The following is a 23,648-nucleotide window of genomic DNA, read 5'->3' as shown; positions in this document are numbered from 1 at the left end:
TTAAAGTGCGCGACAACAACGTTTTCATCACAGGCCAGATTTTTGTGACCCTATTAGCGATTGGATTGAACCACGACACCGCGCCGGTTGATTTGCGCGAGCGTTTGGCCGTCTCCGAATCGGAAATTCCGGGCCAATTAGCGCAAATCAAGGCCGCTACCGGTGCCAGTGAGTCACTCATTCTAAGCACCTGTAACCGCACGGAAGTGGTGATCCAAGGCGAACACACCGATGAAACCGCGATGTTGCATTGGTTGGCCAAGCGTGCGGATCTGGATCCGGCCCAGCTCAGTGCCCACATATATCGTTACCACGATGCGGATGCAGCACGTCACTTGATGCGCGTGGCGGCGGGTTTGGATTCGCTGGTCTTGGGCGAACCACAAATTTTTGGCCAGCTCAAAACCGCTATGGCCGTGGCCAAAGCCAATGGCCACCTTGGTTCGTCCATGCATCATCTGCTGCAGCACGTGTTTGGCGCGGCGAAAAAAGTGCGCACCCAAACTGATGTTGGCAAAGAGCCAGTGTCCGTGGCCTTCGCGGCGGTGCGCTTGGCCGAGCGTGTGTTCGACAGCCTTGAGGACTGCAATGCGGTGTTGTTGGGCGCCGGTGAAACCTGCGCGTTGGTCGGCCGACACCTGCGCCAGCGCGGCATTGGCGAATTGCGACTGGTTAACCGCTCGATGGGGCGTTGCCGCGAAGTGGCCGCGGAATTGAATGCTCAGGCCTTGCCCTTGAATCAACTGGGCGACGCCTTGGTGCATGCGGACCTGCTGGTGTGTTCAACCGCGGCGCCGCTGCCATTGGTCGGCAAGGGCATGGTGGAGCGAGCGCTAAAGGCGCGCCGGCGCCGTCCGATCATGATTGTCGATGTGGCGGTGCCGCGCGATGTCGAGCCGGAAGTAGACGAGCTGGCTGACGTTTACCTTTACAGCGTTGACGACCTGCGTGAAGTGATTGATAAAGGCCGAGCCAAACGCGCCGAAGCCGGCAGCCGTGCGGAATTGATTATCGAGGCCGAAATTGAAAGTCTGGCTCGCGATCAGGCGGTGCGTGATGCGGGGCGGCATGTAGCCCAGCTGCGCCAACGTGGCGCCAGCCAAGCCGAAGTCGCCTTGACTAAAAGCCTGTCGCGGCTGCGCAAAGGCGAGTCGCCGGAGTTGGTGCTGGCGCGGATGGCGCATGAATTGACCCAAAAATTGCTGCACGAGCCGTCCCTCGGGCTGCGCGATGCCGCCACCCACCCCGAGCAACTGGCGCAGGCCTTAAAGGTGCTTGGGCTTGATAAGGATGATAGGGATTGAACCCCGGAATTGAACGCCGCCTGGAAGGGCTGTTAGACCGTTTTGAAGAAGTCCAAGCCTTGATGTCCGATGCACAGGTGATGAGCGACCCCTCAAAATTCGCCACCCTGGGGCGCGAATACTCTGAGTTGGAAGGGCCCGTTGGCGTCTATCAGCGCTGGCGATCGGTCGTCGACGACTTGGAGCAAGCCCAGGCGTGGTTGAGTGATGAGGACCCGGACTTAAAGGCCATGGCGAGCGAGGAGCTGCCGGGTTTGAAGTCCCAGGTGGCGGCCTTGGAGGACGACCTGACCCGTGCCCTCTTGCCCAAAGATCCGGACGATCACAAGGACATTTACTTGGAAATTCGGGCCGGGACCGGGGGCGATGAAGCCGCTCTGTTTTCGGGCGATTTGTTCCGCATGTACGCACGCTACGCCGAAAGTCAGCGCTGGAAGCTGCAAATTATGAGTGAATCGAGCGGTGAAATGGGCGGCTATCGCGAAGTGGTCGCCAAGATCTCCGGCCAGGATGTCTATGCCCGCTTGAAATTCGAATCCGGCGCACATCGCGTTCAGCGTGTGCCGGCGACCGAAAGTCAGGGGCGTATTCACACCTCGGCCTGTACGGTGGCGGTGTTACCCGACGCCGGCGAGGTCGACGAGGTGTCCTTTAGCAAGGATGAGCTGCGCATTGATACTTTCCGTTCATCCGGCGCCGGCGGCCAGCACGTCAACACCACGGACTCGGCGATTCGCATTACCCACCTGCCAACAGGGGTCGTGGTTGAGTGCCAGGACGAGCGTTCGCAGCACAAGAACAAGGCCAAGGCGCTCTCAGTGTTGCAAAGCCGATTGAATCAGGCGGCCAAGGATTCGGTCCACGCCGAGCAATCCGCGGCGCGCAAAAGTTTGGTCGGCTCGGGCGATCGTAGTGAGCGAATCCGAACCTATAACTTTCCCCAAGGTCGCGTCAGCGACCATCGCGTCAACGTCACGCTGTATAAGCTTGCTGAGGTCATGGAAGGCGACTTGGATCCGTTGTTGGACCCGCTGTTGAGCGAGTATCAGGCCGAACAGCTGGCCAGTCTGTCCGGCGAATGACCTTAGGTCAGGCGCTGGCAACGGCACAGTCAGCCCTTTCTGGGCTGGCCGATCCGCGTATGGAAGCGCGTTGGCTGGTGATGGCGGTGGCCGGTGTTGACCAGGTCAGTTTGATGATTCACCCGGAGCGCGAATTGTCGCAGGCCGCATTTGAGGCGGCGCTGGCACGTCGCGTCGCCGGCGAGTCGCTGGCGGTGATTAGCGGTCGTGCTGACTTTTTGGACGCCACCTTTGCGGTTGGGCCAGGCGTATTGGTACCGCGCCCGGACAGTGAAACCTTCGCCCAAATCACATTGGGGCCCGGTCCGATTCTGGACCTGGGGACCGGTTCGGGTGCGCTCGCCACGGTGCTGAAACAGCAACACCCCGATACCATGGTGCTGGCGCTGGAGCGCTCGTGCCAGGCCTTATCCTATGCGCGGCGCAACCTGGGTGGCCGCGGCGTCAGCCTGGTCCGCGGCTCGTGGCTCGACGCGATCGCCCCGAACTGTATCGGCACACTGGTGGCCAACCCTCCCTATATCGACGCTGGCGAACCGGAATTGCGTGGCGACGGGGTTTGTTTTGAGCCGCTCGAGGCCTTGGTCGCGGCGGATCGTGGCATGGCAGATTTACAGGCGATTATTGCCGCCGCCCCTGCGCGTTTGCTAAGCGGTGGTTGGATTTGGCTCGAACACGGGTATCAGCAAGCGGATTCGGTGGCCGATGCCCTGAGCGCGGCCGGGTTTGGCCGGGTTCGGCACTTGACGGATGTTGGCGGTCATCGCCGCATCACCGGAGGGCAGCTATGAATGACCACCAGTTAAACCAGTTCAGCCGCCAGATTTTGTTAGACGGCTGGGGCATCGAGGCCCAGCAACGCGTCATCAATAGCCGTGTACTGATCGTCGGTGCCGGCGGCCTTGGGCACGGGCTGTCTCAGCATCTGGTGCGTGCCGGTGTCAGCATCACGCTGGTCGATCCGGATCGGGTCGACCTAAGTAACCTCAGTCGTCAGTGGTTCAGCGCCGATGATGTCGGTCGCCCGAAAGTCGAGGCGGCGGCACGCTTGTTGTCCGGTTTGGGGTCGGTCGACGCACAGGTGCTGGCGTTTGACGACAACAATGCGGGTCGGTTTAGCGATCATGACCTGTGGATCGACGCCAGTGATAACTTGGCGACGCGCTTGTGCATGCACCATGCGGCGCGCCGTCACCGGCTGCCCTGGATCATGGGCACGGCGCTGATGTGGTCGGGTCAATGTGCGGCATTCGCGCCGGGCGCGCCGTGCTTCGAATGTGTCTTTGGGCATATCCGTGAGCCGGCCCAGCAGTGCGACACCAGTGGTGTGCTGGGCCCGGTGGTCAATCAGGTCGCGACCACTCAGGCACTGTGGGCGTTGAGCTACCTAGGTGCGGTCGCGGCGCTGCCGGTCGGGCGACTGCGGCGCTGGGATGGTCCCCACGGAGATGTGATGGACCTCTCATTTACGCACCGGGAACACTGTGATTGCCGGTCAAGTGCCCACAACCCCTGAGAATTGGTCTTTAATTAGACAGCAAATTCACAGATGCAGGGACCTGCCATGCGATTGCTTGGATGCTTTCTATTGTTGGCTGCGGTTGGCGCCGCCGCCGTTTAAATCGCCTCGACGTCGACCGGGTAACCGGCTTCGGCCCACAGGCGTAACCCACCATCGACGCTGATGGCTCGGGTGTAACCCATTTGCTGAATGGCGTCGGCCGCCAGCGCGCTGCGAAACCCGCCGCCGCACACCAGCAACAGCTCTTGGTGTTTGTCCGGAAAGTGCGCTTCGATATCCCGCTCAATGACCCCTTTACCTAAATGCACTGACCCGGGAATCCGCTTGGCGGCGAATTCCAGGTCTTCGCGCACATCGATAATGACCAGGGGTTCGCCATTGTCGACGCGCGCTTTTACGGCGTGGACGTCGGTTTCTTGAATGCGAGCGCGGCTGCGCTCGACGATAGCCAGAAATTCAGGACTGTGTTGCATCATTCACCCTTAAGCTTTTCGCGTAGAATTTTATTGACCGCCTGTGGGTTGGCTTTGCCACCACTGGCTTTCATGACTTGACCGACAAAAAAGCCGACCATTTTACCTTGCTTGTCCGGCTCCGCGGCGCGATAACCCTCGACTTGGCCGGGGTTGGCGGCGATGACCTGGTCGACCACGGCTTCGATGGCGCCTGTGTCGGTGACCTGTTTTAGGCCCAATCGGTCGATCAGCGCGTCGACCTCAGCGTCATCGCTTAGCATCGCTTCCCAGACGCTTTTGGCGCCTTTGCTGTTCAATGTTTGGTCGTCGATGCGTTTGACCAGTGCTGCCAACCGCGGCGGTTGTACCGGGCACTGGCTCAAGGGCGAGTCGGATTCGTTGAGCCAGGCGCTGACCGCCGCCATCACCCAGTTCGCTGTGAGCTTGCCGTTGGCGCCGGCCGCTGCCGCGCTCTCAAAGTAGTCCGCCATGTCGCCTTCAGCGGTTAGCACGCGGGCGTCGTAGTCGGTGACCTGGTAGTCATCCACCAGACGCTGGGCGCGTGCCTCGGGCAGTTCCGGTAGGCGCGCACGAATGCTGTCCAGGTAGTCCTGGGTCAGCACCACGGGTAACAGGTCCGGGCAGGGGAAGTAGCGGTAATCGTTGGCTTCCTCTTTTGAACGCATGGAGCGTGTTTCGTCCTTGTCCGGATCGTACAGGCGAGTTTCCTGGACCACGGTGCCGCCGTCTTCGATCAATTCGATCTGGCGTTCGATTTCGTGGTTGATGGCCTTCTCGACAAACTTAAAGCTGTTGATGTTTTTGACTTCAACGCGCGTGCCGAATTCGGCTTGGCCTTTGGGCCGCACGCTGACGTTGGCGTCACAGCGGAATGATCCCTCGGCCATGTTGCCGTCGCAGATCCCAAGGGCGCGCACAATGCCATGGATCTTTTTCAGGTAGGCGACCGCTTCGCGGGCATTGCGCAGGTCCGGCTCCGAAACAATCTCGATCAGCGGGGTGCCGGCGCGGTTCAAATCGATTCCGGTCATGCCGTCGAAGTCCTCGTGCAGGCTCTTGCCAGCGTCTTCTTCGAGGTGGGCGCGGGTGACGCCGATGCGGCGGACGTCTTGGCCTTCCAGCTGAATGTCGATGTGCCCATGCTCAACGATCGGATGGAACAGCTGGGTGGTCTGGTAGCCCTTGGGCAAGTCCGGGTAGAAATAGTTTTTACGGTCAAAGGTGCTGCGCGTTTGGACCACGGCATCAATCGCCATGCCAAACATGGCGGCGTACTCAAATGCACGCTCGTTGGGGACCGGCAAGGTGCCCGGCAGCCCCAAGTCCAGCATGTTGGCTTGGGTGTTCGGTTCGGCCCCGTAGCGGGTCGATGAGCCAGAAAAAATCTTCGAGTCGGTGGCCAGCTGCGTGTGTATTTCCAGGCCAATAACGGTTTCCCAAATCATGCCGCGCCCTCCGTCAGCATAGGCGCACGCTGTTGGTGCCAGTCCGTGTTTAGCTGGTATTGGTGCGCCAGTTGCAGCATCCGGGCCTCGTCAAAATGTTGCCCGAGTATCTGTAGGCCGACGGGCAAACCGTCGACCAGGCCGCACGGGATCGAAAGGCCGGGCAAGCCCGCCAAGTTGGCCGAGATGGTGTAGACGTCTTGCAGGTACATGTCCGCCGGGTCATCGGATTTTTCGCCGATTTTAAACGCCGGTGTCGGTGTGGTCGGGCCGGCAATCACGTCGACCGTTTCGAATGCGCGCATAAAATCGTTTTTAATCAGGCGCCGAATTTGCTGGGCCTTGACGTAGTAGGCGTCAAAGAAGCTGGCACTGAGGGCGTAGGTGCCGACCAAAATACGACGCTGGACTTCGAGGCCGAAACCTTCGGAGCGCGAGCGTCGGTATAGGTCTTGCAAGTTGGCCGGGTGGTCGCAGCGGTGGCCGTAGCGGACGCCATCAAAGCGCGACAGGTTGGCACTGGCCTCGGCCGGCGCGATGACGTAGTAGGCCGCTAGTGAGTGGGCTAGGTTCGGCAGCTCAACCGGCACCAAGACCGCGCCGCGCTGCTCCAGCGTCGCCAGTGCGTCGCGTGTGGCTTGGGCGACTTGGTCGTCCAGTTGCTGGCTAAAGAACTGTTCGGGCACGCCAATGCGCAGGCCTTGGACGTCATTGTTGAGCAGGCGCGTAAAGTCTTCAGGACCCTCGTGCGCACTGGTCGAATCTTTGGGGTCGTGGCTGACCATGGTGCTGAGCATCAGCGCCAGGTCCTCCGCAGTCTGGGCAATCGGGCCGGCCTGGTCCAACGAAGACGCGTAGGCGACCATGCCAAAGCGCGAGCAGCGGCCGTAGGTGGGCTTGATTCCGCTGGTACCGGTAAATGCGGCCGGCTGGCGGATTGAGCCGCCGGTATCAGTGGCGGTCGCAGCGGCGACCATCGAGGCGGCTACGGCGGCCGCTGATCCACCGGACGAACCGCCCGGTACACGGCGTTCGCCCCAGGGGTTAACGGCCGGGCCGTAGTAGGAATTCTCGTTTGACGAACCCATGGCGAATTCGTCCATGTTGGTCTTGCCGAGGCTGACCGCACCGGCCTCGGTTAGATTCTCGACCACGGTGGCGTTGTAGGGCGCGATAAAGTTATCGAGCATTTTCGAGCCGCAGCTGGTGCGCAGGCCTTGGGTGCAGAACAAATCTTTGTGCGCGATCGGAACGCCCAGTAGCGGCGCGCGTTGGCCCATGGCACGGGCTTGGTCGGCGGCTGCGGCTGCGGCCATGGCGCCGTCGCGGTCGATGCTGATGAACGCATTCAGCGCGCCGTTTAGGTGCTCGGTCCGTTTAAGTTGAGCGTCGACTAATTCCAGGCTCGAAATTTGTCCCGATTCGAGCGCGTCGAGCTGTTGCCGCAATGTGGCGATGGTGAGGTCGGACATTAGTCAATTACCTTGGGGACTAAAAACAGTCCGTCTTGGGTGGCAGGGGCGTTTTGCATCAGCGCATCGCGCTGGTTGGTTTCGGTCACGGCGTCGGCACGCAAGGTTTGGGTGCGATCCAGCGGGTTGGTCAGCGGTTCGACCCCTTGGGTATCCACATCGGCCATTTCGTCGAGCAAGTCGAGTACGCTCGACAGCTTGGCGGCGACTTCCGGAATGTCGTCGGCGGGCACCGCCAGCTGGGCTAAGGTGGCGACGTGTTGAACCTGTTTTGGGGTGATGCTCATGGATTTTCCTGAATAAAGGCAGTTTTGCTAGTTAGATGGCCAAATAAACCTTTAATTTACCACGCATTGTTATTGCGGGGCACCTAGGCGGTTGCTAATCTATTGTGGTTGCTATTTTGCTAAGGTTGCGTGCGTTTTATGCTTAAGTTTTTTCGCGGGATGTTTTCAAACGATTTGTCGATCGACTTGGGCACTGCTAACACGTTGATCTACACCCGCGGCAAAGGCATCGTGTTGAACGAGCCGTCCGTCGTCGCAATTCGTACCAACGGCAGCCAGCGTCAAGTCGCGGCTGTCGGCGAAGAAGCCAAGCGCATGCTGGGCCGAACGCCGGGTAACATTGCTGCGATTCGCCCCATGAAAGATGGCGTGATTGCCGACTTTCACATCACCGAGAAAATGCTCCAGCACTTTATCGCGAAGGTCCACGAATCCTCATTCGTGGCGCCGAGCCCGCGTGTCTTGATCTGTGTGCCGTGCAAATCGACCCAGGTCGAGCGCCGCGCCATCAAGGAGTCGGCCATGGGCGCCGGTGCACGTGAGGTTTACTTGATCGAAGAGCCGATGGCTGCGGCCTTAGGCGCCGGCTTGCCTGTCGAGGAAGCGTCCGGTTCTATGGTCGTGGATATTGGCGGTGGCACCACTGAAATTGCGATTATTTCGCTCAACGGCATTGTCTACTCGGAATCGGTCCGGGTCGGTGGTGATCGTATGGACGAGGCCATCACCGCCTATATCCGGCGCAAGTACGGGACCTTGATTGGTGACGCCACGGCCGAACGGATCAAACACCAGATCGCCTCGGCGACCATGGTCGCCGACGAAAAAGAAATCGACGTGCGTGGTCGTAACTTGGCCGAGGGCGTGCCCAAGCCTTTTACCCTCAGCACCAACGAGATCGCCGAGGCCATCCAAGAGCCCGTGCAGAACATTATTAACGCGGTTAAAAATGCCTTGGAGCAGTCACCGCCGGAACTGGCGTCGGATATTGCCGAGCGCGGTATCGTTTTAACCGGCGGCGGTGGCATGTTAGCGAACCTGGACACACTTCTGTCCGAAAAGACTGGACTTCCGGTGTTCGTTGCAGAGAACCCACTACAATGTGTAGCAGTGGGTGGCGGTAAAGCCCTTGAACTGATCGATAAACAAACCTTCCAATTGTTTAACTCCGACTGAGGCTTGCGTCATTAAAGACATCTTTAACCCTAACTTGGCCGCTGGCAGACACTTGATGTTTGTGGCCTTGCTGAGCGCGCTCGTTGTGCTGGTTGAAGCGAGCATGGGCTCAGTCGCCAACGTGCGCGGACAGTTCGCTCAGATTTTCACGCCGGTCCACGCGCTGGCTCGTTTACCGGTTGATTTGGTTGATCGGCTGGGCGCTTCGCACCGCGACATGGGCCAGCTGCAGGCTGACCTGGAACGGCTAAAAGTACAGAACAACATGTTGCTGGTGCGCCAGCAGCGCATGCAGGCGGCCGAGGCTGAAAACGAAGAACTTCGACGCTTGTTAGGTGCTTCACGGCGGATTGACGACCAATTCGTTCACGCCGAAGTACTGTCCTATTCCCACGACCCCTTTGTTCAGCGCCTGACCGTTAATCGCGGCTTTGGCGCGCGCGCGGCAACCGGCCAAGCCGTGGTCGACCAGTTCGGGTTGGTCGGTCAGATTGTCGAGGTCGGCTCACTCAGCTCCCAGGTCTTGCTGGTCACGGATTCCAGTCACCAGGTCCCAGTCACTGTGGCCCGTACCGGTTTGAAAGCGGTCGCCCGTGGTACCGGTGATGCGGATCGGTTGGAGTTGTTAAATGTTCCGGTGACCGCCGCGATTAAAGCCGGCGACATGCTGGTGACCTCGGGCTTGGGTCAGCGTTTTCCAGCCGGCTATCCGGTTGCCCGTGTGCTTCAGGTTAACCGGGTCCCGGGCCGCGCATTTTCTGAAATTGTCGCCGCCCCAGTGGCGCGAACTGATCGCGCCAACAGCGTGATGTTGGTGTACCGAGCTCAATCAGCCCGCGATCGAGCTCTGGCGTCACTTGAGGGCGATCCTGGCGACAGCTAATGCACCCTTTAACCTTCGTTGCCCTGTGTGTGTTGATAGGGTGGGTGCTAACTGCCGTACCGTTACCCTCTGACTACCTGCTGTGGTGGCCGGTATGGGCGGTCTTGGTGCAAATCTGGCTGGCGCTCCATGTGGTTCGCTACAGCGGCATCATCGCCAGCTGGTTGGTCGGCTTATGTTTGGATCTACTCAGCGGCACGCCGTTAGGCAGCCAAGCCTTTGCACTGTCTTTGTGCATATATGGCCTCACACTCTTCCGTATACGTATTCGCAACATGCACCCTTTGCAGCAGTCACTGATGGTGGGGCTGGCCGTTAGTGTATTTTTTGCCGCGTCACTGTGGATCCGAGTCGCTCTTGGCGCCGATCTGAACCCACTGATCGCGCTGGCAAGCGTTGCCACCTCGATACTGGTTTGGCCGCTGTTTGCGCATGCGCTGACGACCCTACATCTTCGTTTAATGCGGGAGGCCTGATGGGCCCTGATATCTGTTTGGCGTCGCAATCGCCGCGCCGGCGCGAGTTGCTGGCGGCCCTTGGCCTGAGTATGGACGTGGTGCCGGCTGACATTGATGAAACCCCATGGGACGGTGAGTTGGCGCAGGACCATGTGGCACGTTTAGCCCGGGCCAAAGCCATGGCCGTGTCCCACTCCCGCCCGGTGGTAGCGGCTGACACGGTGGTCACGATTGACGGCCAGATTTTGGGCAAGCCAGCCGATCAGGCCGATTATGTGCGCATGACGGCGGCGTTAAGCGGCCGTACACACCAGGTCATGACCGGCTGGGCGATCGCCCACGCAGGTCAGCTACACTCAGGCGTCGAGACCACCGCTGTGACCTTTTCGGTACTGACGGATGCCATGGTTCAGGCCTATTGGGACACTGGCGAGGCGGTCGATAAGGCGGGAGGCTATGGCATTCAAGGCCCGGCTGGGGTCTGGGTACGCTCCCTGGCAGGCGACTACAACAACGTGGTTGGTTTGCCCACCGCTGTGATCGCGCGGGCCTTGGTTGCGGTCGGCGTTAACCCATGGGGGCTGTCTAATGCGCGGTGAACTGCTGATCAACGTCACGCCACAAGAAACCCGGGTCGCGGTCATTGAAAACGGCATGCTCCAGGAACTGCACACCGAACGCAGTCGTACCCGCGGCCTCGTCGGCCAGATCTACATGGGGCGGGTGGTCCGCGTGTTACCCGGTATGCAGGCGGCTTTTGTCGACATCGGCTTGGATCGTAGCGCCTTTATTCACGAACGTAATTTGCGTGGCGACAGCACCGCGCCGATTAATTCGCGTGTCCACGAAGGTCAGGCTCTGCGGGTTCAGGTTGAGAAAGACCCGATTGGTGACAAGGGCGCGCGGCTGACTGCTCAGATCAGCCTGCCGGCCCGGTATTTGGTGTTTATGCCGGACGCCGACCATATTGGTGTATCCGCTCGGATCGAGGACGATGCGGAACGTGAACGCCTGCGCGAGCGGGTCCAGGCCTTGGGCGAGGGCATGGGTGGGTTTGTGGTGCGCACCGCCGCCGAGGGCGTCAGTGACGACGAACTGGCTCAGGACATCCATTACTTGCAAAAAGCCTGGGCCAAAATCCAGTCGGGGACCTCGGCCTCCGGCGATGTGCCGCGTTTATTGCACCAAGAACTGCCGCTGGCCCTGCGCGCCTGTCGAGACCTAATCCAGGTTGACACCGAGGTCGTGCGCATCGACAGCTCCGAGACCTTCCGCGCCGCCCAGGCATTTTGCGAGGTGGCCGAACCGGAAGTGCTGGATAAGCTGCAGTGGTACCCGGGCGAACGGCCCCTGTTTGACCTGTACTCGGTCGAAGAAGAAATTCGACGGGCGCTGGAGCGCCGCGTTGATCTGAAATCAGGCGGGTACCTGGTGATCGATCAGACCGAGGCCATGACCACAATTGACGTCAATACCGGCGCCTTTGTTGGCCAGCGCAACCTCGAAGAAACCATCTTTAAAACCAACCTAGAGGCGGCCAACAGCCTGCCCCGGCAGCTGCGCATGCGCGGCTTGGCCGGCATCATTATTGTCGACTTCATTGACATGCGTGATGCCGAACACCGCGATGCCGTGCTGCGGACCTTGGAGGCGGCGCTGCGTAAGGATCCAATGCGTCATCGGGTCAGCGGTATCAGCCCGCTTGGGCTGGTCGAAATATCCCGCAAGCGGGTGCGCGAGTCGTTGGGCGGCCAGTTGTGCGAGCCGTGCGTGACCTGTGGTGGTCGGGGTCGCATTCGGACCGCGGAAACCGTGGCCTACGACTTGTTTCGAGACGTTCTGCGCGAATCGCGAGCGTACCTGGAAACCAAATCAATGCTGGTGTTGGCGCATCCGCGCGTGATCGAATTTATTTTGGAGCACGAGCCCGATCAACTGGCCGACCTAGAAGCCTTCATTAAGCGCTCGATTCGGCTTCAGGAAGCACCCGAGTTCACCCCTGAACAGTACGACGTCGTGCCCTGCTGATGGCAGTGCGGGCCTTCTTAGCGTGGCTCGGGGCACTGGTGCTGCTGGTGTTCGCGCTGGTGACCTTGGCCTTGCGCCTGGGCTCGTCTGTGTTTCCGGACCTGACGGATGCGCTGTTGCGGGATATTCATGCGCGCGCCGGCGTGTTGGTTCAAGCCTCGGATATTCACCTGACCTGGCGTGGTGGTCAGGTCGCATTGGCGGCCTCGGATATTCAAGCCGATCGCGACGGCTTTAGCGTGCGCGCGCGTAACATTGAACTGCAGCTGGACCTGGGTGCGTCCTTGAATGCGGGTGCTTTGCGTTTTGCGCAAACTCAGTTTGAGGGGCTGGTGCTGCAATTGCCGGACGCCAGTGGCGAGGTCAAGGTCGATCCCAAGGCGCTCTTGGGCCAGTTGTTGGTGCCCTTGGCGATGGCGGATCAGGTGCAGTTGCTGGATGCCCAAATCAGCGGCCAGAACTTTGCCCTGACGGGCCTCAACGGCCGCCTCAGCCGAACCCCTCAAGGGGCCAGTATTCGTGTAGTCGGTCAAGCCGTGACCGGTCAAGTCGGAGCCTCGTTTAGCGCCAATCTGTTGGCCACCGACCAGCAATTAACCGGTTTTGTTAAACACAAAGCACGTGCTTCCGTGGATGGGCTGTCGGGCCAGCATGCCGTGGCGGGTGAGGGCGAAGCCTGGATTGAGTGGGCGCCGACGCGTCAGGATCTTCAGTGGCGCGGTACCGCTCAGATTGACGACTTGGCCGTGTCCGGCGCGCTGCACTGGCAGGCGCTGGATGACCTGCCGTGGCGTATACAAGCTAGGGATGTGCTAATCGACGAGGTCGCTGTCCCGGCGCTGGCGGCGGAGCAAACCGCGCAGGGTTGGCGCCTAAGCAGTGGTGCGTTTGACGTCGCAAACTGGCCAACCTCGGCGTCGGCGCTGTTGCCGCCTAGCCTAGCCGAGCGCTTGGATGCGATCGCGCCGACCGCCACCGTCGAGTCCGTTCAGGCTGAACTCGGCACCGAAGGTGTGCGTGTCGCCGCGACGCTGAAGAACGGTCATGCGCACCCGCTTAATAATATTCCGGGTGGCGCGTTTGAGCGCGCGCGCATATGGCTGCACAACGGTCTGGGCATGGCCGAGGTCGACGCCATCAGCGAGTTCCAAAGTCTGGCCGCCTTTGATGACGCTGTGGCGTTTGACGGCGGGGCAGGCCGCGTTGCTTGGCGGCGCAACGGCCCGCGCGATTGGTCACTGGCCTCCGATACGCTGTCGCTGCGCAGTTCGAGCTTAAATCTGGACGGTCGCTTCCGCTTGGACCTAAGCCCGGCGGGTCCCGAACTTGGCCTATTGCTGAACTTTGATAGCCAGGGTGCGCCTGCCCAAGGCCGCGTTCCGCTGCGCTACCTGGGTGACGCCGGTGTCCGCTTTTGGCAGGACGCCCAGCCCCAGGCAGTTGCCGGTCCAAGCCTGCTGTGGTTGTTTTTAAGCCCCGACTACCCAAATCAGTTGACCTTGGAGATTCCCGTCGAGCGCGCCCAGCTAACGCCGGTGGCGGGCTGGCCTGCCGTCACCGACGCGACCGGGACGGTGCGGATTAACGACGCCGATATTCGTATTGACGTGGCCGAGGCCGCGTTCGGTCAAGCGCGCGGTGATGCACGTATCCGCCGCCGTGACCGCAACTGGCAGGTCCAAGCCAATGCGCGCATGGATGGCGCTGACTTGCCAACATTCATTGCCCGCACGCCTTTGGATTTGGCTGCTGTGGGTGACGCGATTGCCGTGCGCGGGCCCATTCAAGGTGCCTTGGATTTAACCACGGGCGCCCAGATCAGCGGTCACCTTGATTTGGCGACCAGCGCTGCCCGTGTCGAAGTCAGAGCGCTGGATCTTATCGCCGAACAGGTCGCCGGCACCCTCAACATCGACTTGGCGCGTGGGCTGCAGCCAAGCACCTTTAAAGCCATGCTGTTTGAGCGCGCGGCACACATTGAGCTGAGTGCGCCGCCGGGCCTGCCGATGCAGCTAGACGCGACCGCCGCGGTGCCCTTGAGCTGGGCCAGCCGTCGCTTTGTGCCGGGGCTGGTCGGCGCGGTCAAGGGGCGGGCCAACACCCGCGTCAGCTGGAATCCAAAAAGCTGGTCGCTATCGGCGGCCGTCGCTGGCGGCCAGTTGAACCTGCCCGAGCCAATCGCTGGGCGCGCCGGGACACTGTACGTGGAGGGTGCCGGGCAGCAGTGGCAGTCGCTGTCATTTGCCGACCGGATCAACCTCGTGCAGCAAGACGGCCGTATTGAAGGGTCCGCACAGGCCCTGAATGCCTTGGCCTGGGCCGGGCTGATGGCGGGCACGGGTGATCAGTCACCCGCCCTAGGTTTGGACGTTCGCCAATTGCAATTGGGCGGTATTTCGTTGGGGGCCGCGCGGATTGACGCCGACGCTCGCCGGGTGACCCTGGCCGGTCCGCACGTTGATGCGGCGGTCGAGTTCGGTCCGGTTCTGAAATTGACGGCGGGGGCGATCAAGGGCCGGATGTTGAATCCGGATACGCCGGGTCAGGTGTTCAGCGCGCCCGCCGCGATGCCGGATATCGACATCGCCGTAAAGACGTTAGAGGTCGGTGACAACCGGCTTTACAACTTAGCGACTCAGGTACGTTCAACTGACCAAGATGTGCTGTTTAATGGCCTGTCTTTCACCCTAGGCGGGGCATTGATGCAAGGCTCCGCGCGCTGGAGCAAAGGTCAGCCTGCCTCCAGTGCGGACCTGCGCATCGAGACCCAAAACCTGGGCGAGTTGATGGCCGACCGCGGCTGGGGCGAGTTGCTGGAAACGCGATCAGCGTTGTTGGATGTGACCTTGGATTGGCCTGGCGTGCCATGGTCGCCGAACATGGGGCAGGCGACTGGGGTTGTCAGCCTCGACACCACCGACGGCCGCTTCTTAGACAGCCCTGGTGCGGCCGACGCTCTGCGATTGTTGGGGGTGCTGAACATTGCCTCGTTGACCCGGCGGTTGCGCTTGGACTTTTCGGATTTGCTGAAACCGGGGTTGGCATTTGACCGGATCTCGGGCCAAGCGCGGCTGCGTGACGGCCAGCTCGATTTTGTCGAACCGCTAAGTATCGACGGCCCTTCGGCCAGCTTGCAGCTGACCGGCACCTCAAACTTGGCGACCGACGCCTTGGATCATCGCTTGCGCGTTCAGGTGCCGCTGTCGGCGCAGTTGCCGGCGGCCGCGTTGCTGGCTGGCTTTCCCGCCATTGCCGCCGGCATTGTGTTGCTAGTCGACCAGGTCGCCGGCGACAGCCTAAAACGCATCGGTGAAACGAATTACACCCTGACCGGCACCTTTGATGCGCCGGTCATCAACGCCATCCGCGTGGAGCAATAACGGTGAACGAACAACATCCCGTCAGCCAATGGCTGACCCAACACGGCCAATCCGTTGATCGGCTTAATCAGGTGTTTGGTGCCATCTCCAGCCGCGCGTATGACTTCGCTGACCTGTACCTGCAAGACCAGGTGCTGGAATCCTTTGCGCTTGAGGACGGCCGCGTTGCCGATGCCGGGTACAGTCACGATCAAGGTGCCGGGATACGCGTCAATAGCGGCGAACAGGTTGGCTTTGCATACACGGATGATCTCTCGGACAGTGCCTTGCGTGACGCCATTCGAGCGGCGGGTGGCATCGCCGGCAGCGGTCAAACGGCGACTGCGAATTTGAAACGGCAACCGGTACCCAGCCTCTACCGTGCGGACTCGCCGGCGGACATGGAGCGCGCCGCGCGGGTCGAGTTACTGCAACAATTGGATCGTTACACCCGTGAATTGGACCCGCGTGTGGCCGAGGTCAGCCTGTCGATGGTGGTGTTGCACGAGCGCATTTGCGTGCTCGATAGCCTCGGCAATCTGGCGATGGATGTGCGGCCGCTGGTGCGCTTTGGCGTTAGCGTGATCGTGGTCGAGGGAGACAAGCGCGAGCGCGGTCAAGCCGGCGGTGGTGGCCGGATCGCACTGTCGCAGCTGGCCGAGGGCGAACGCTGTCATGCTTGGGCGCGCGAAGCGGTTCGCGTCGCCTGCGTGAATCTCGATGCGGTGGCGGCGCCGGCGGGCTCCTACCCAGTGGTGCTGGGGGCCGGCTGGCCGGGCATTTTATTGCATGAAGCGGTCGGGCATGGCTTGGAAGGCGACTTTAACCGCAAGGGCACCAGTAACTTTTCCGGCCGTATCGGCGAGCGCGTCGCGGCCCCCGGTGTGACGGTGGTGGATGATGCGACCCTGCCGGATCGGCGCGGTTCGCTGTCGGTTGATGACGAAGGGGTCGCCGGCCAGCGCACCGTGCTGATCGAGGACGGCATTTTGGTCGGCTACCTGCAGGACCGCTTGAACGCCCGTTTGATGGGCACTCAAAGCACCGGCAATGGCCGCCGAGAATCCTATAGCGCCATGACCATGCCGCGCATGACCAACACCTTTATGGAAGCCGGCGAGCATGATCCCGGGGACATTATCGGGTCGGTCAAAGACGGTATCTACGCGGCCAACTTCGGTGGCGGCCAGGTCGATATTACCAGCGGCAATTTTGTCTTTTCGACGACCGAGGCGTACCGCATTCGCAACGGTAAAATCGCCGAGCCGATCAAGGGCAGCACCTTGATCGGCGACGGCCCGGAAGTGATGGGCCGAATCAGCATGATTGGCAATGATTTGGCGCTGGATGACGGTGTCGGCACCTGTGGCAAGGAAGGCCAAAGCGTGCCGGTGGGTGTCGGTCAGCCGACCTTGAAAATTGATCAGCTGGTGGTGGGTGGCGGTGACGCCTGAACTATTGGATCTGGTCGCGGATAAATCGATACAGCGCGCGCGCGGCACCGGACTTATTGGCGCGTGCATTGCGCACCAGCTGGCGCAGCGGCTGTGCATCAACGTGCGGGTAGCGGTCCAAAAACTCGGTCAACACACGGTCTTCTGCGATCAAGCGTTCACGCCATTGTTCCAGTCCGCGCATGCGGTTAATGCTTTCAGCGCTGGCGGCGTCAAATTCGGCCAGCGCCGCTTTGATCGGTTCCGGATCAAGCCTTCGCATGACTTTACCCAGGTACTGCATTTGCCGGCGTTTGGCTTCTTTTTTAAAGCGTTGGGCGTCTTTGACGCCCACCAGCAGCACCTCGGGCATGGGAACCTTGGCCATCTGTGTCGGGGTCAAGTCGACCAGCTGATGCGCAATAGCCTGCAGGTCGTGCATTTCCCTTTTCAGTTCGCTTTTACTGGGGCGATCGTCAAAGTCTTCCAAGGAGTCGTCCGTCATGACTGAATCTGTGTCCTTTGTATGGGATCCGAAAAGAGAGGGCGCGCAACTGTCCGACGCCGCCGAGTTAATGCTTAGTTTAGCGGTCAAGCACGGCGCGCACCATGCGCAGATGGGGGCGAATGCGTCAAAAGGTTTAAGCGTCACGGTTCGTAACCGTGCACCGGAGACTTTGGAGTTCGAAAACGACCGCTCGATCGGCCTCAGTGTTTGGATCGATGGCCGTAAGGGCAGTGCGTCGACCAGCGACCTCAGTGCGGCCGCCTTGGAGGCCTGTGTCAAAGCCGCGTGTTCGATTGCTCAGTATACCGAGGCGGATCCCTACGGCGGGTTGCCGGAGCCGGAGCAGCTGGCCCAACAGGCCGATGACTTGGGCCAGGACTTCACCTTGGACATCAGCCCCGAGCAAGCCTTTGATATCGCCCGCACCTGCGAGGCCCGAGCGCTGGACCACGCTGATATTGTGAACTCCGAAGGATCCGACTACAGCGCCCGTCGCGGCGTTCGTGTCAGTGCCAACTCCCACGGCCAACGCTTGATTCAAATGTCCAGCCAGTATTCGTTGTCGGCGGTGGTGTTGGCGCGCGATGGCGACGGCCTGCAGCGTGACTATGCCTATGATTACCGGCGCAATGCGGACGATTTGGACAGCCCCGAGTCGATTGGGGCGATGGCTCAGGCTCGCACCCTGGCGCGCTGCGCTGCCCGGCCGATTAAAACCGGATCGGTGGCGGTGGTGTTTGACCCCCGTGTCAGCGGCTCGCTGATCGGTGCGTTATCCAGTGCATTGAATGGCAACGCCCAATGGCGCCAAAGCTCGTGGTTACTGGGCGCCCTGGGCCAGTCGATATTGCCGGCCGGGTTTGATCTGTTTGAACGCCCGCACCTGCGTGGCGCCATGGCCAGCTCCAGCGTCGACGGCGACGGGCTGGTGACACGTGATCAGACCTTTATTGAGGACGGCCAAGTCGCGTCGTATGTGCTGGACGTGTATGCCGGGCGTCGCCTTGACTTACCCTCAACGGGCAACGCCGGTGGCACTCGTAACCTCCAACTCAGCGGCGGCCAGGGCAGTCAGGCCGATTTGCTCAAACAGATGGGCACCGGGTTGTTAATTACCGAAATGATGGGGCATGGGTTGAATGCGGTGACCGGTGATTACTCCCGCGGCGCCAGTGGATTTTGGGTCGACAATGGCGTGATCCAGCACGCGGTCGAGGGCATCACGGTGGCCTGCAACCTTAAAACGTTGTGGCCAACGCTGGCAGCGGTCGCCGCCGATGCCGATTGCCGCGGCAGCACGCATGCACCCTCGTTACTGTTCCCAGCGGTGACGGTAGCGAGTTAAAACGCCAGCGCGGCCAAGCCCAAAAAGGTAAAAAATCCGACCACGTCGGTAATGGTCGTCAGCAGCACGCCGCCGGCCAGGGCCGGGTCAACACCGATGCGTTTGAGCAATCCGGGCAGGGTTGTCCCTGCCAACGCTGCGGTCGCCAAGTTGACCACGATCGATATGCCAATGATGGCGCCCAAGGTGGCATCGCCAAACCACAGGTAGGCCACCAGCGCGACCGCGCAGGACCAAAATATGCCGTTTAACAGGCCGACGCTGATTTCCTTGATGACCAAGGATCGACCGCGTGCCGGGGTGATCTGGCCCAGTGCCATAGCGCGAATCACGATAGTCAGGGACTGTGTTCCGGCAATGCCACCCATGCTGGCGACAATCGGCATCAACACCGCCAGCGCGACGACCTGCTGCAGGGTCGCCTCGAACAACCCAATCACGGCACTGGCAATGAACGCGGTCAGCAAGTTGATGCCCAGCCACACGCCGCGTCGCCGCGCGGTTCGCAAGACCGGTGCGAACAAATCTACGTCTTCGTCCAGTCCCTGCAGTTGCAGCAAGGCGTGCTCGGCTTGTTCTTTGATGACGTCGACCACGTCATCGATCGTGATGCGCCCCAACAATTTGTTGTTGTCACTCACCACGGGTGCGCTGACCAAGTCCATGCGCTGAAAACGCCGGGCGACTTCATCGCTGCTGACGTCTGGGCGTAGCACCTCGGTTTCGGTGCGCATGACGTCGCGCACCAACAGCCCCGAGTCGGAGGTCAGTAATATGTTGAGGGGCAAAATGCCGATGAATTCATCACGCCGGTTGACCACCAACAGATTGTCCAGGATGTCCGGCAGGGTTGGGTGACGACGCAGAAAGCGAAATGCTACGTCCAAGGTCACGTCCGGACGCACGGTGATGGTGTCGGTGTTCATTAAACCGCCGGCGGTGTCCTCGGAATACGACAGTACCGCTTCGATACGTTCGCGGTCCTGAAAATCCATAGCCTGCAGGACCTGCTCGGACACACGTTCCGGCAATTCCTGGAGCAAATCCACTAAGTCATCGGTTTCGAAGGCCGCAACCGCGTTAAGCAGTTCGCCCTGGGTCATGCGTCCAACGATTTCGGCTCGCACTTCCTCGCCAAGGTACTGCAGCACCTCGCCGTCCAGTTCGGACTCGATCAGGTTCCACAGCACCACGCGGTCTTTTTGCGGCGACGATTCCAGCAGGTGGGCCACGTCCGCCGGCGCCATGCCGCCGTTGAGCATGCGGCGAATTTTCGCCAGCGCACCATTGGATAGCGCCTGTTCGACGACCTGGAGGCGTTCTTCGGCCAGTAATTCAGTGTTCGGCGCGTTCACCTAGCTCTCCTAAGCCATTCGCAATGAGTGCACACAGGGCATCTAAGCAGGCGGTTGCGTCGGTTCCATGACAGCGCAGGGTCAGAGCGCTGCCAACCGGCGCCGCTAACAGCATCACCGACATGATCTGTTTGGCATTGGCCTGGTGCCCCTCGAAAAACAGCTGGGTGTCGCAGGTAAAGCCCTGGGCGCATTCGGCCAGTTTGTGCGAGGCGCGCGCATGCAACCCTTTCGGGTTAACCAAGCGCACGGTCCGCTCAATCACGGCTGAGTTCTCGGTGGCGAACGCTGACGTCGAAGCTGTCTGCCAAGCGGGTTTTTAATTGTTCGGCCAAAAACACCGAGCGGTGCTGGCCGCCGGTGCAGCCGATCGCGACGGTCACATTCGGGCGCCCGGTGGCGATGATATTTGGCACCCAACGCAGCAGCAGCGCTCCGAGGTCGGACAGGTACTCGAGCGACTCTGGGCGCGCGCTCAGAAACTCGATGACCGCGGGGTCGGTGCCGTTGAACGGACGCAGCACCGGCTCCCAAAAGGGGTTGGGCAGGAAGCGTGCATCAAACACAAAGTCGATGGTGTCGGGTACGCCATGCTTGAAGCCAAACGACAGCACATGGACCTCGGGCCGCCCCGGCTGATGATCCGGATCGGCCACCTGTAGGATGCCGGCGCGCAGGTCATGCAGGCTCAGACGGGTTGTGTCCATGTGCCGGTCCGCGTGCTGAACAATGGGGTCCAACAGGCGCAGTTCGGCCTCTAAGGCTTTCTCGAGCGAACCTGAGGCGGTCAGCAGTGGGTGGCGTCGACGGGTGGCATGAAATCGGTTGATCAGCGTCGAGGTGTTGGCATCCAGCCAGACAATGCTGCTTTCAATACCCAATTCGGCCATGCCTGACAGCACGTTGGGCAGCGCCGCTAGGTCCTCGGCACGACCACGGGCATCAATGCCGACGGCAACGGGTTGGGCCTGGTCGCGCTGTTCCAACAACCGCAGCGTGGGTAACAAGACCCCCACCGGTAAGTTGTCGATACAGGTGTAGCCGGCGTCTTCGAGTGCGCCCAGTGCGGCGCTTTTGCCGGACCCGGAACGACCACTGACGACGACCAGGCGCAAACTCATGCCAGCCGCTCGAACAGGTCAATAGCGGTTTGATGCAGCACCGCTGGGGTTTTCGCAGCCAACAACGGCGCTCGGCATTCGGGGTTGCCAAAGGTGCGAATGACATCACGTAATAGCTGCAAGTGGACTTCGTTAGCGTCTTCTGGAACCAGCAGCACACACAAGAAGTCGACCGGTGCTCCGTCTAGGGCGTCAAAGTCGATCGGGTTTTCCAGCGCAAACAGGTGCACGCTGGGTTCGTTGACGACGCTGCTGCGGCAGTGCGGTACGGCAATGCCCTGGCCAATGCCGGTGCTGCCCAAGCGCTCGCGCGCCTGCAGGCCGTCCATCAGTAACTCGGCTTGGTGGTCATCACAATTTAGGGTTTCGGAAATTTGAACGGCAGCCAGTTCCAGTGAGCGCTTTTTACTTTTGACGGCAAATTGCGGATGGACCTGTGTAGGTAGCAAATAGTCAGAGAGAGATTGGTTCAAAAAAGAACTCCGGTGGGGCATTCATTGACCCACCGGATTGTAGCCGTGTTCGGGCTATGCCGCACCTTGCTTTCGTGCGACGTTCTTCTCTTTATGTTTAAGGACTTGTCGGTCGAGCTTGTCGGTCATCAGGTCGATCGACGCATACATGTCGTCGTTTTCCGACAGCGCATGTAAATCGGCCCCGGCAACATGGATCGACCCCTCGGCAATTTGGCGTGTTTTCTCGACCCGCAGCACCACTTCGATTCGGGTGATGGTGTCAGAGTGTCGGGTCAGTCGATCGAATTTGGATTGGACGTAGTCGCGAATGGCGTCGGTGATTTCGAGATGTTGCCCGCTGATACTGATGTGCATGTGCAGCTCCTTAACATTCTTATCGTGGTCGATGAATATCGACTAATTTACCCTACTCCGGTTGAACCGAGCTGACCAGTCCCTGGGGTCCGATGTGTTCCGTTACGCGAACTGCTTGCGCTCGCTGGAACCTGCAATGCCCATGCCTTCACGGTATTTGGCAACTGTGCGCCGGGCGACTGTGTAGCCTTCCTCGCCCAGCAACGCCGTCAGTTTTGAATCCGACAGCGGTTTGGTCCGAGGTTCGGCCGCGACCAGGCGTTTGATGACCGCGCGAATGGCGGTTGAGCTGGCCGCTTCGGAGCCGTCGGCGGAGGCCAGCTGCGACGAGAAAAAGAACTTCAGCTCGAACAGACCCTTGGGAGTCAGCACAAACTTTTGCGTGGTTGCGCGCGACACCGTGCTTTCGTGCATGTCGATTTGACGGGCGATGTCGGCCAGGATTAGCGGGCGCATGGACTCTTCGCCGTGCTCCAAAAACTCCAGTTGCTCGGCCATAATTGTGCGACCGACTTTAAGCAGCGTGTCATAGCGGCTTTCGACCGATTTGATTAGCCACTTGGCCTCGCGGGTTTGCGCTTTGATGTAGTTTTTGGAGTCGTCGTCCAGGTGCTCGACCAAGTCGCTGTAGGTGCGGTTGAGGTACAACCGCGGCACGGCCTCGGCATTCAGCTCGACGCGCCACAGGGTGTTGACCTTGCGCACCACCAAATCTGGAATGACATAGTCGGTATCACTTGAGCCAATCGCGCTGCCGGGGCGCGGCGACAGGGTTTTGATCAGGCTGAGGGCTTCGTGGACTTCGGACTTGTCGACGCCCAAGCCGCGGCTGATGCTGGTCAAATCGCGCTTGGCCAGAGCCTCAAAACGTTCGTCGATGATGCGGATCGCGGTCTCGCGGGCATCAACGGAGTCGCCCAGTTGGCGCAGTTGAATGCGCAGGCATTCTTGGACGTCGCGGGCGCCAATGCCGGGCGGGTCAAGGTGGTGGATTTGCTTCAATACGACCGCCACTTCATCGACTTCGGCGATATCGTCTAGTTCATCCGCCGTCGCTTCGCAGATGGTCTCTAGGCTTTCGCGCAGGTAACCGGCGTCGTCGATGCCGTCAACCAGGGCAATAAACAGCACCTGGTCACGCGGTGTCAGGTGCAGCTGCCACATTTGGTCCAGGAGGTGTTGGTGCAAGGTGACGGGCGCGCTGGAGCGGGCTTCAAATTCGGGCAGCCCTTCGATCGAGCTGGAGTTGTTAACGAAGGTGTCTTCCCAGCGCGAGTCCATGGCGTCGTTGTCGCCAAGGTTATCGGTTTGGCTGACCAGTTCGTCGACACTTTTTTCGCTGGCATCGGGCTGTTCGGTGATGCTGTCGCTATCCGGCGCGGCGGCTAAGCCTTCGTCGTCTTCGCGTTCCAGCAACGGGTTTTCGTCCAACGCTTGTTGAATTTCTTGCTGCAGTTCCAGCGTCGACAGCTGCAGCATGCGGATGGCTTGCTGCAGTTGTGGCGTCATCGCCAACTGTTGGCCCATCTTTAGCTGTAGAGATTGCTTCATGCGTTACCCCGTA

23 protein-coding genes are annotated in these 23,648 nt (G+C 60.5%); 12 read left to right on the top strand and 11 right to left on the bottom strand.

What is annotated here, in order from left to right; translation table 11 throughout:
- Window positions 1–44 precede the first annotated feature (44 nt).
- The 4 genes from hemA to GH975_RS10640 are packed head-to-tail and all read left to right on the top strand — an operon-like array spanning window position 45 to window position 3,902.
- The gene (gene hemA / locus GH975_RS10655) at window positions 45–1,304 is read left to right on the top strand and encodes a glutamyl-tRNA reductase (protein ID WP_170272633.1); all 1,260 of its coding nucleotides are present in this window, start codon (window positions 45–47) and stop codon (window positions 1,302–1,304) included.
- Window positions 1,301–2,386, top strand: a complete 1,086-nt coding sequence (gene prfA, locus GH975_RS10650) for a peptide chain release factor 1 (protein WP_153714505.1) — start codon at window positions 1,301–1,303, stop codon at window positions 2,384–2,386. Before hemA ends, prfA begins: the two co-directional genes overlap by 4 nt.
- Entirely contained in the window at window positions 2,383–3,177 is a 795-nt protein-coding gene (locus tag GH975_RS10645) for a HemK/PrmC family methyltransferase (RefSeq protein WP_153714504.1), read from the top strand. Before prfA ends, GH975_RS10645 begins: the two co-directional genes overlap by 4 nt.
- A complete protein-coding gene (locus tag GH975_RS10640; RefSeq protein ID WP_153714503.1) occupies window positions 3,174–3,902 on the top strand; it encodes a HesA/MoeB/ThiF family protein in 729 nt (242 codons plus the stop codon). Before GH975_RS10645 ends, GH975_RS10640 begins: the two co-directional genes overlap by 4 nt.
- 101 nt (window positions 3,903–4,003) lie before the next feature.
- Here the strand turns inward: GH975_RS10640 and GH975_RS10635 are convergent, their stop codons facing one another.
- Genes GH975_RS10635 through gatC form a run of 4 tightly spaced genes read right to left on the bottom strand, consistent with a single transcriptional unit; the run spans window position 4,004 to window position 7,588 of the window.
- Window positions 4,004–4,381 carry a rhodanese-like domain-containing protein gene (locus GH975_RS10635; protein WP_153714502.1) on the bottom strand — a complete coding sequence of 126 codons (378 nt, stop codon included), beginning with the start codon at window positions 4,379–4,381 and terminating at the stop codon, window positions 4,004–4,006.
- Window positions 4,381–5,829 carry an Asp-tRNA(Asn)/Glu-tRNA(Gln) amidotransferase subunit GatB gene (gene gatB, locus GH975_RS10630; protein ID WP_153714501.1) on the bottom strand — a complete coding sequence of 483 codons (1,449 nt, stop codon included), beginning with the start codon at window positions 5,827–5,829 and terminating at the stop codon, window positions 4,381–4,383. Before gatB ends, GH975_RS10635 begins: the two co-directional genes overlap by 1 nt.
- The gene (gatA, locus tag GH975_RS10625) at window positions 5,826–7,301 is read right to left on the bottom strand and encodes an Asp-tRNA(Asn)/Glu-tRNA(Gln) amidotransferase subunit GatA (RefSeq protein ID WP_153714500.1); all 1,476 of its coding nucleotides are present in this window, start codon (window positions 7,299–7,301) and stop codon (window positions 5,826–5,828) included. Before gatA ends, gatB begins: the two co-directional genes overlap by 4 nt.
- Window positions 7,301–7,588: an Asp-tRNA(Asn)/Glu-tRNA(Gln) amidotransferase subunit GatC gene (gene gatC, locus GH975_RS10620; protein WP_153714499.1), complete on the bottom strand. Its 288-nt coding sequence runs from the start codon at window positions 7,586–7,588 to the stop codon at window positions 7,301–7,303. Before gatC ends, gatA begins: the two co-directional genes overlap by 1 nt.
- Before the next feature lie 138 nt (window positions 7,589–7,726).
- Between gatC and GH975_RS10615 the strand changes: the two genes are divergently transcribed.
- Genes GH975_RS10615 through tldD form a run of 7 tightly spaced genes read left to right on the top strand, consistent with a single transcriptional unit; the run spans window position 7,727 to window position 16,946 of the window.
- A complete protein-coding gene (locus GH975_RS10615) occupies window positions 7,727–8,764 on the top strand; it encodes a rod shape-determining protein (RefSeq protein ID WP_153714498.1) in 1,038 nt (345 codons plus the stop codon).
- A gap of 55 nt (window positions 8,765–8,819) precedes the next feature.
- Window positions 8,820–9,647 (top strand): rod shape-determining protein MreC, encoded by an 828-nt coding sequence (gene mreC, locus GH975_RS10610; protein ID WP_153714497.1) that lies wholly within the window; start codon window positions 8,820–8,822, stop codon window positions 9,645–9,647.
- Window positions 9,647–10,123 (top strand): rod shape-determining protein MreD, encoded by a 477-nt coding sequence (gene mreD, locus GH975_RS10605; protein WP_153714496.1) that lies wholly within the window; start codon window positions 9,647–9,649, stop codon window positions 10,121–10,123. Before mreC ends, mreD begins: the two co-directional genes overlap by 1 nt.
- On the top strand, window positions 10,123–10,704 hold the full coding sequence (locus GH975_RS10600; protein ID WP_153714495.1) for a Maf family protein: 582 nt from the start codon (window positions 10,123–10,125) through the stop codon (window positions 10,702–10,704). The genes mreD and GH975_RS10600 overlap by 1 nt, the downstream gene beginning before the upstream one ends.
- Entirely contained in the window at window positions 10,694–12,133 is a 1,440-nt protein-coding gene (gene rng, locus GH975_RS10595) for a ribonuclease G (protein ID WP_153714494.1), read from the top strand. The genes GH975_RS10600 and rng overlap by 11 nt, the downstream gene beginning before the upstream one ends.
- Window positions 12,133–15,513, top strand: coding sequence for a YhdP family phospholipid transporter (locus GH975_RS10590; protein WP_153714493.1), 3,381 nt, complete (start codon window positions 12,133–12,135; stop codon window positions 15,511–15,513). The genes rng and GH975_RS10590 overlap by 1 nt, the downstream gene beginning before the upstream one ends.
- Complete coding sequence (gene tldD, locus GH975_RS10585) at window positions 15,510–16,946, top strand: metalloprotease TldD (protein ID WP_211365890.1); 1,437 nt, start codon at window positions 15,510–15,512, stop codon at window positions 16,944–16,946. The genes GH975_RS10590 and tldD overlap by 4 nt, the downstream gene beginning before the upstream one ends.
- A gap of 1 nt (window position 16,947) precedes the next feature.
- On the opposite strand, the gene yjgA is transcribed toward tldD, so the two are convergent.
- The gene (yjgA, locus tag GH975_RS10580) at window positions 16,948–17,430 is read right to left on the bottom strand and encodes a ribosome biogenesis factor YjgA (RefSeq protein ID WP_153714491.1); all 483 of its coding nucleotides are present in this window, start codon (window positions 17,428–17,430) and stop codon (window positions 16,948–16,950) included.
- Between yjgA and GH975_RS10575 the strand changes: the two genes are divergently transcribed.
- Complete coding sequence (locus GH975_RS10575) at window positions 17,429–18,778, top strand: TldD/PmbA family protein (protein ID WP_153714490.1); 1,350 nt, start codon at window positions 17,429–17,431, stop codon at window positions 18,776–18,778. The genes yjgA and GH975_RS10575 overlap by 2 nt on opposite strands.
- Here the strand turns inward: GH975_RS10575 and mgtE are convergent.
- The 6 genes from mgtE to GH975_RS10545 all read right to left on the bottom strand — a co-directional run bounded on the left by mgtE (window position 18,775) and on the right by GH975_RS10545 (window position 23,635).
- On the bottom strand, window positions 18,775–20,133 hold the full coding sequence (gene mgtE / locus GH975_RS10570) for a magnesium transporter (RefSeq protein ID WP_153714489.1): 1,359 nt from the start codon (window positions 20,131–20,133) through the stop codon (window positions 18,775–18,777). The two genes, GH975_RS10575 and mgtE, sit on opposite strands and share 4 nt — an antisense overlap.
- A complete protein-coding gene (locus tag GH975_RS10565) occupies window positions 20,114–20,398 on the bottom strand; it encodes an HPr family phosphocarrier protein (RefSeq protein WP_153714488.1) in 285 nt (94 codons plus the stop codon). Before GH975_RS10565 ends, mgtE begins: the two co-directional genes overlap by 20 nt.
- The gene (rapZ, locus tag GH975_RS10560) at window positions 20,391–21,254 is read right to left on the bottom strand and encodes an RNase adapter RapZ (RefSeq protein ID WP_246164720.1); all 864 of its coding nucleotides are present in this window, start codon (window positions 21,252–21,254) and stop codon (window positions 20,391–20,393) included. The genes GH975_RS10565 and rapZ overlap by 8 nt, the downstream gene beginning before the upstream one ends.
- Window positions 21,251–21,727: a PTS sugar transporter subunit IIA gene (locus GH975_RS10555; protein WP_170272632.1), complete on the bottom strand. Its 477-nt coding sequence runs from the start codon at window positions 21,725–21,727 to the stop codon at window positions 21,251–21,253. Before GH975_RS10555 ends, rapZ begins: the two co-directional genes overlap by 4 nt.
- A gap of 54 nt (window positions 21,728–21,781) precedes the next feature.
- The gene (gene hpf / locus GH975_RS10550; RefSeq protein ID WP_153714486.1) at window positions 21,782–22,084 is read right to left on the bottom strand and encodes a ribosome hibernation-promoting factor, HPF/YfiA family; all 303 of its coding nucleotides are present in this window, start codon (window positions 22,082–22,084) and stop codon (window positions 21,782–21,784) included.
- A 102-nt stretch (window positions 22,085–22,186) separates the two neighbouring features.
- Complete coding sequence (locus GH975_RS10545) at window positions 22,187–23,635, bottom strand: RNA polymerase factor sigma-54 (RefSeq protein ID WP_153714485.1); 1,449 nt, start codon at window positions 23,633–23,635, stop codon at window positions 22,187–22,189.
- Window positions 23,636–23,648 lie beyond the last annotated feature (13 nt).

Source organism: Litorivicinus lipolyticus (assembly GCF_009650135.1).
In the GTDB taxonomy this organism is placed as follows: Bacteria; Pseudomonadota; Gammaproteobacteria; order Pseudomonadales; family Litorivicinaceae; genus Litorivicinus; species Litorivicinus lipolyticus.
This window is presented reverse-complemented; position numbering and strand designations above follow the sequence as displayed.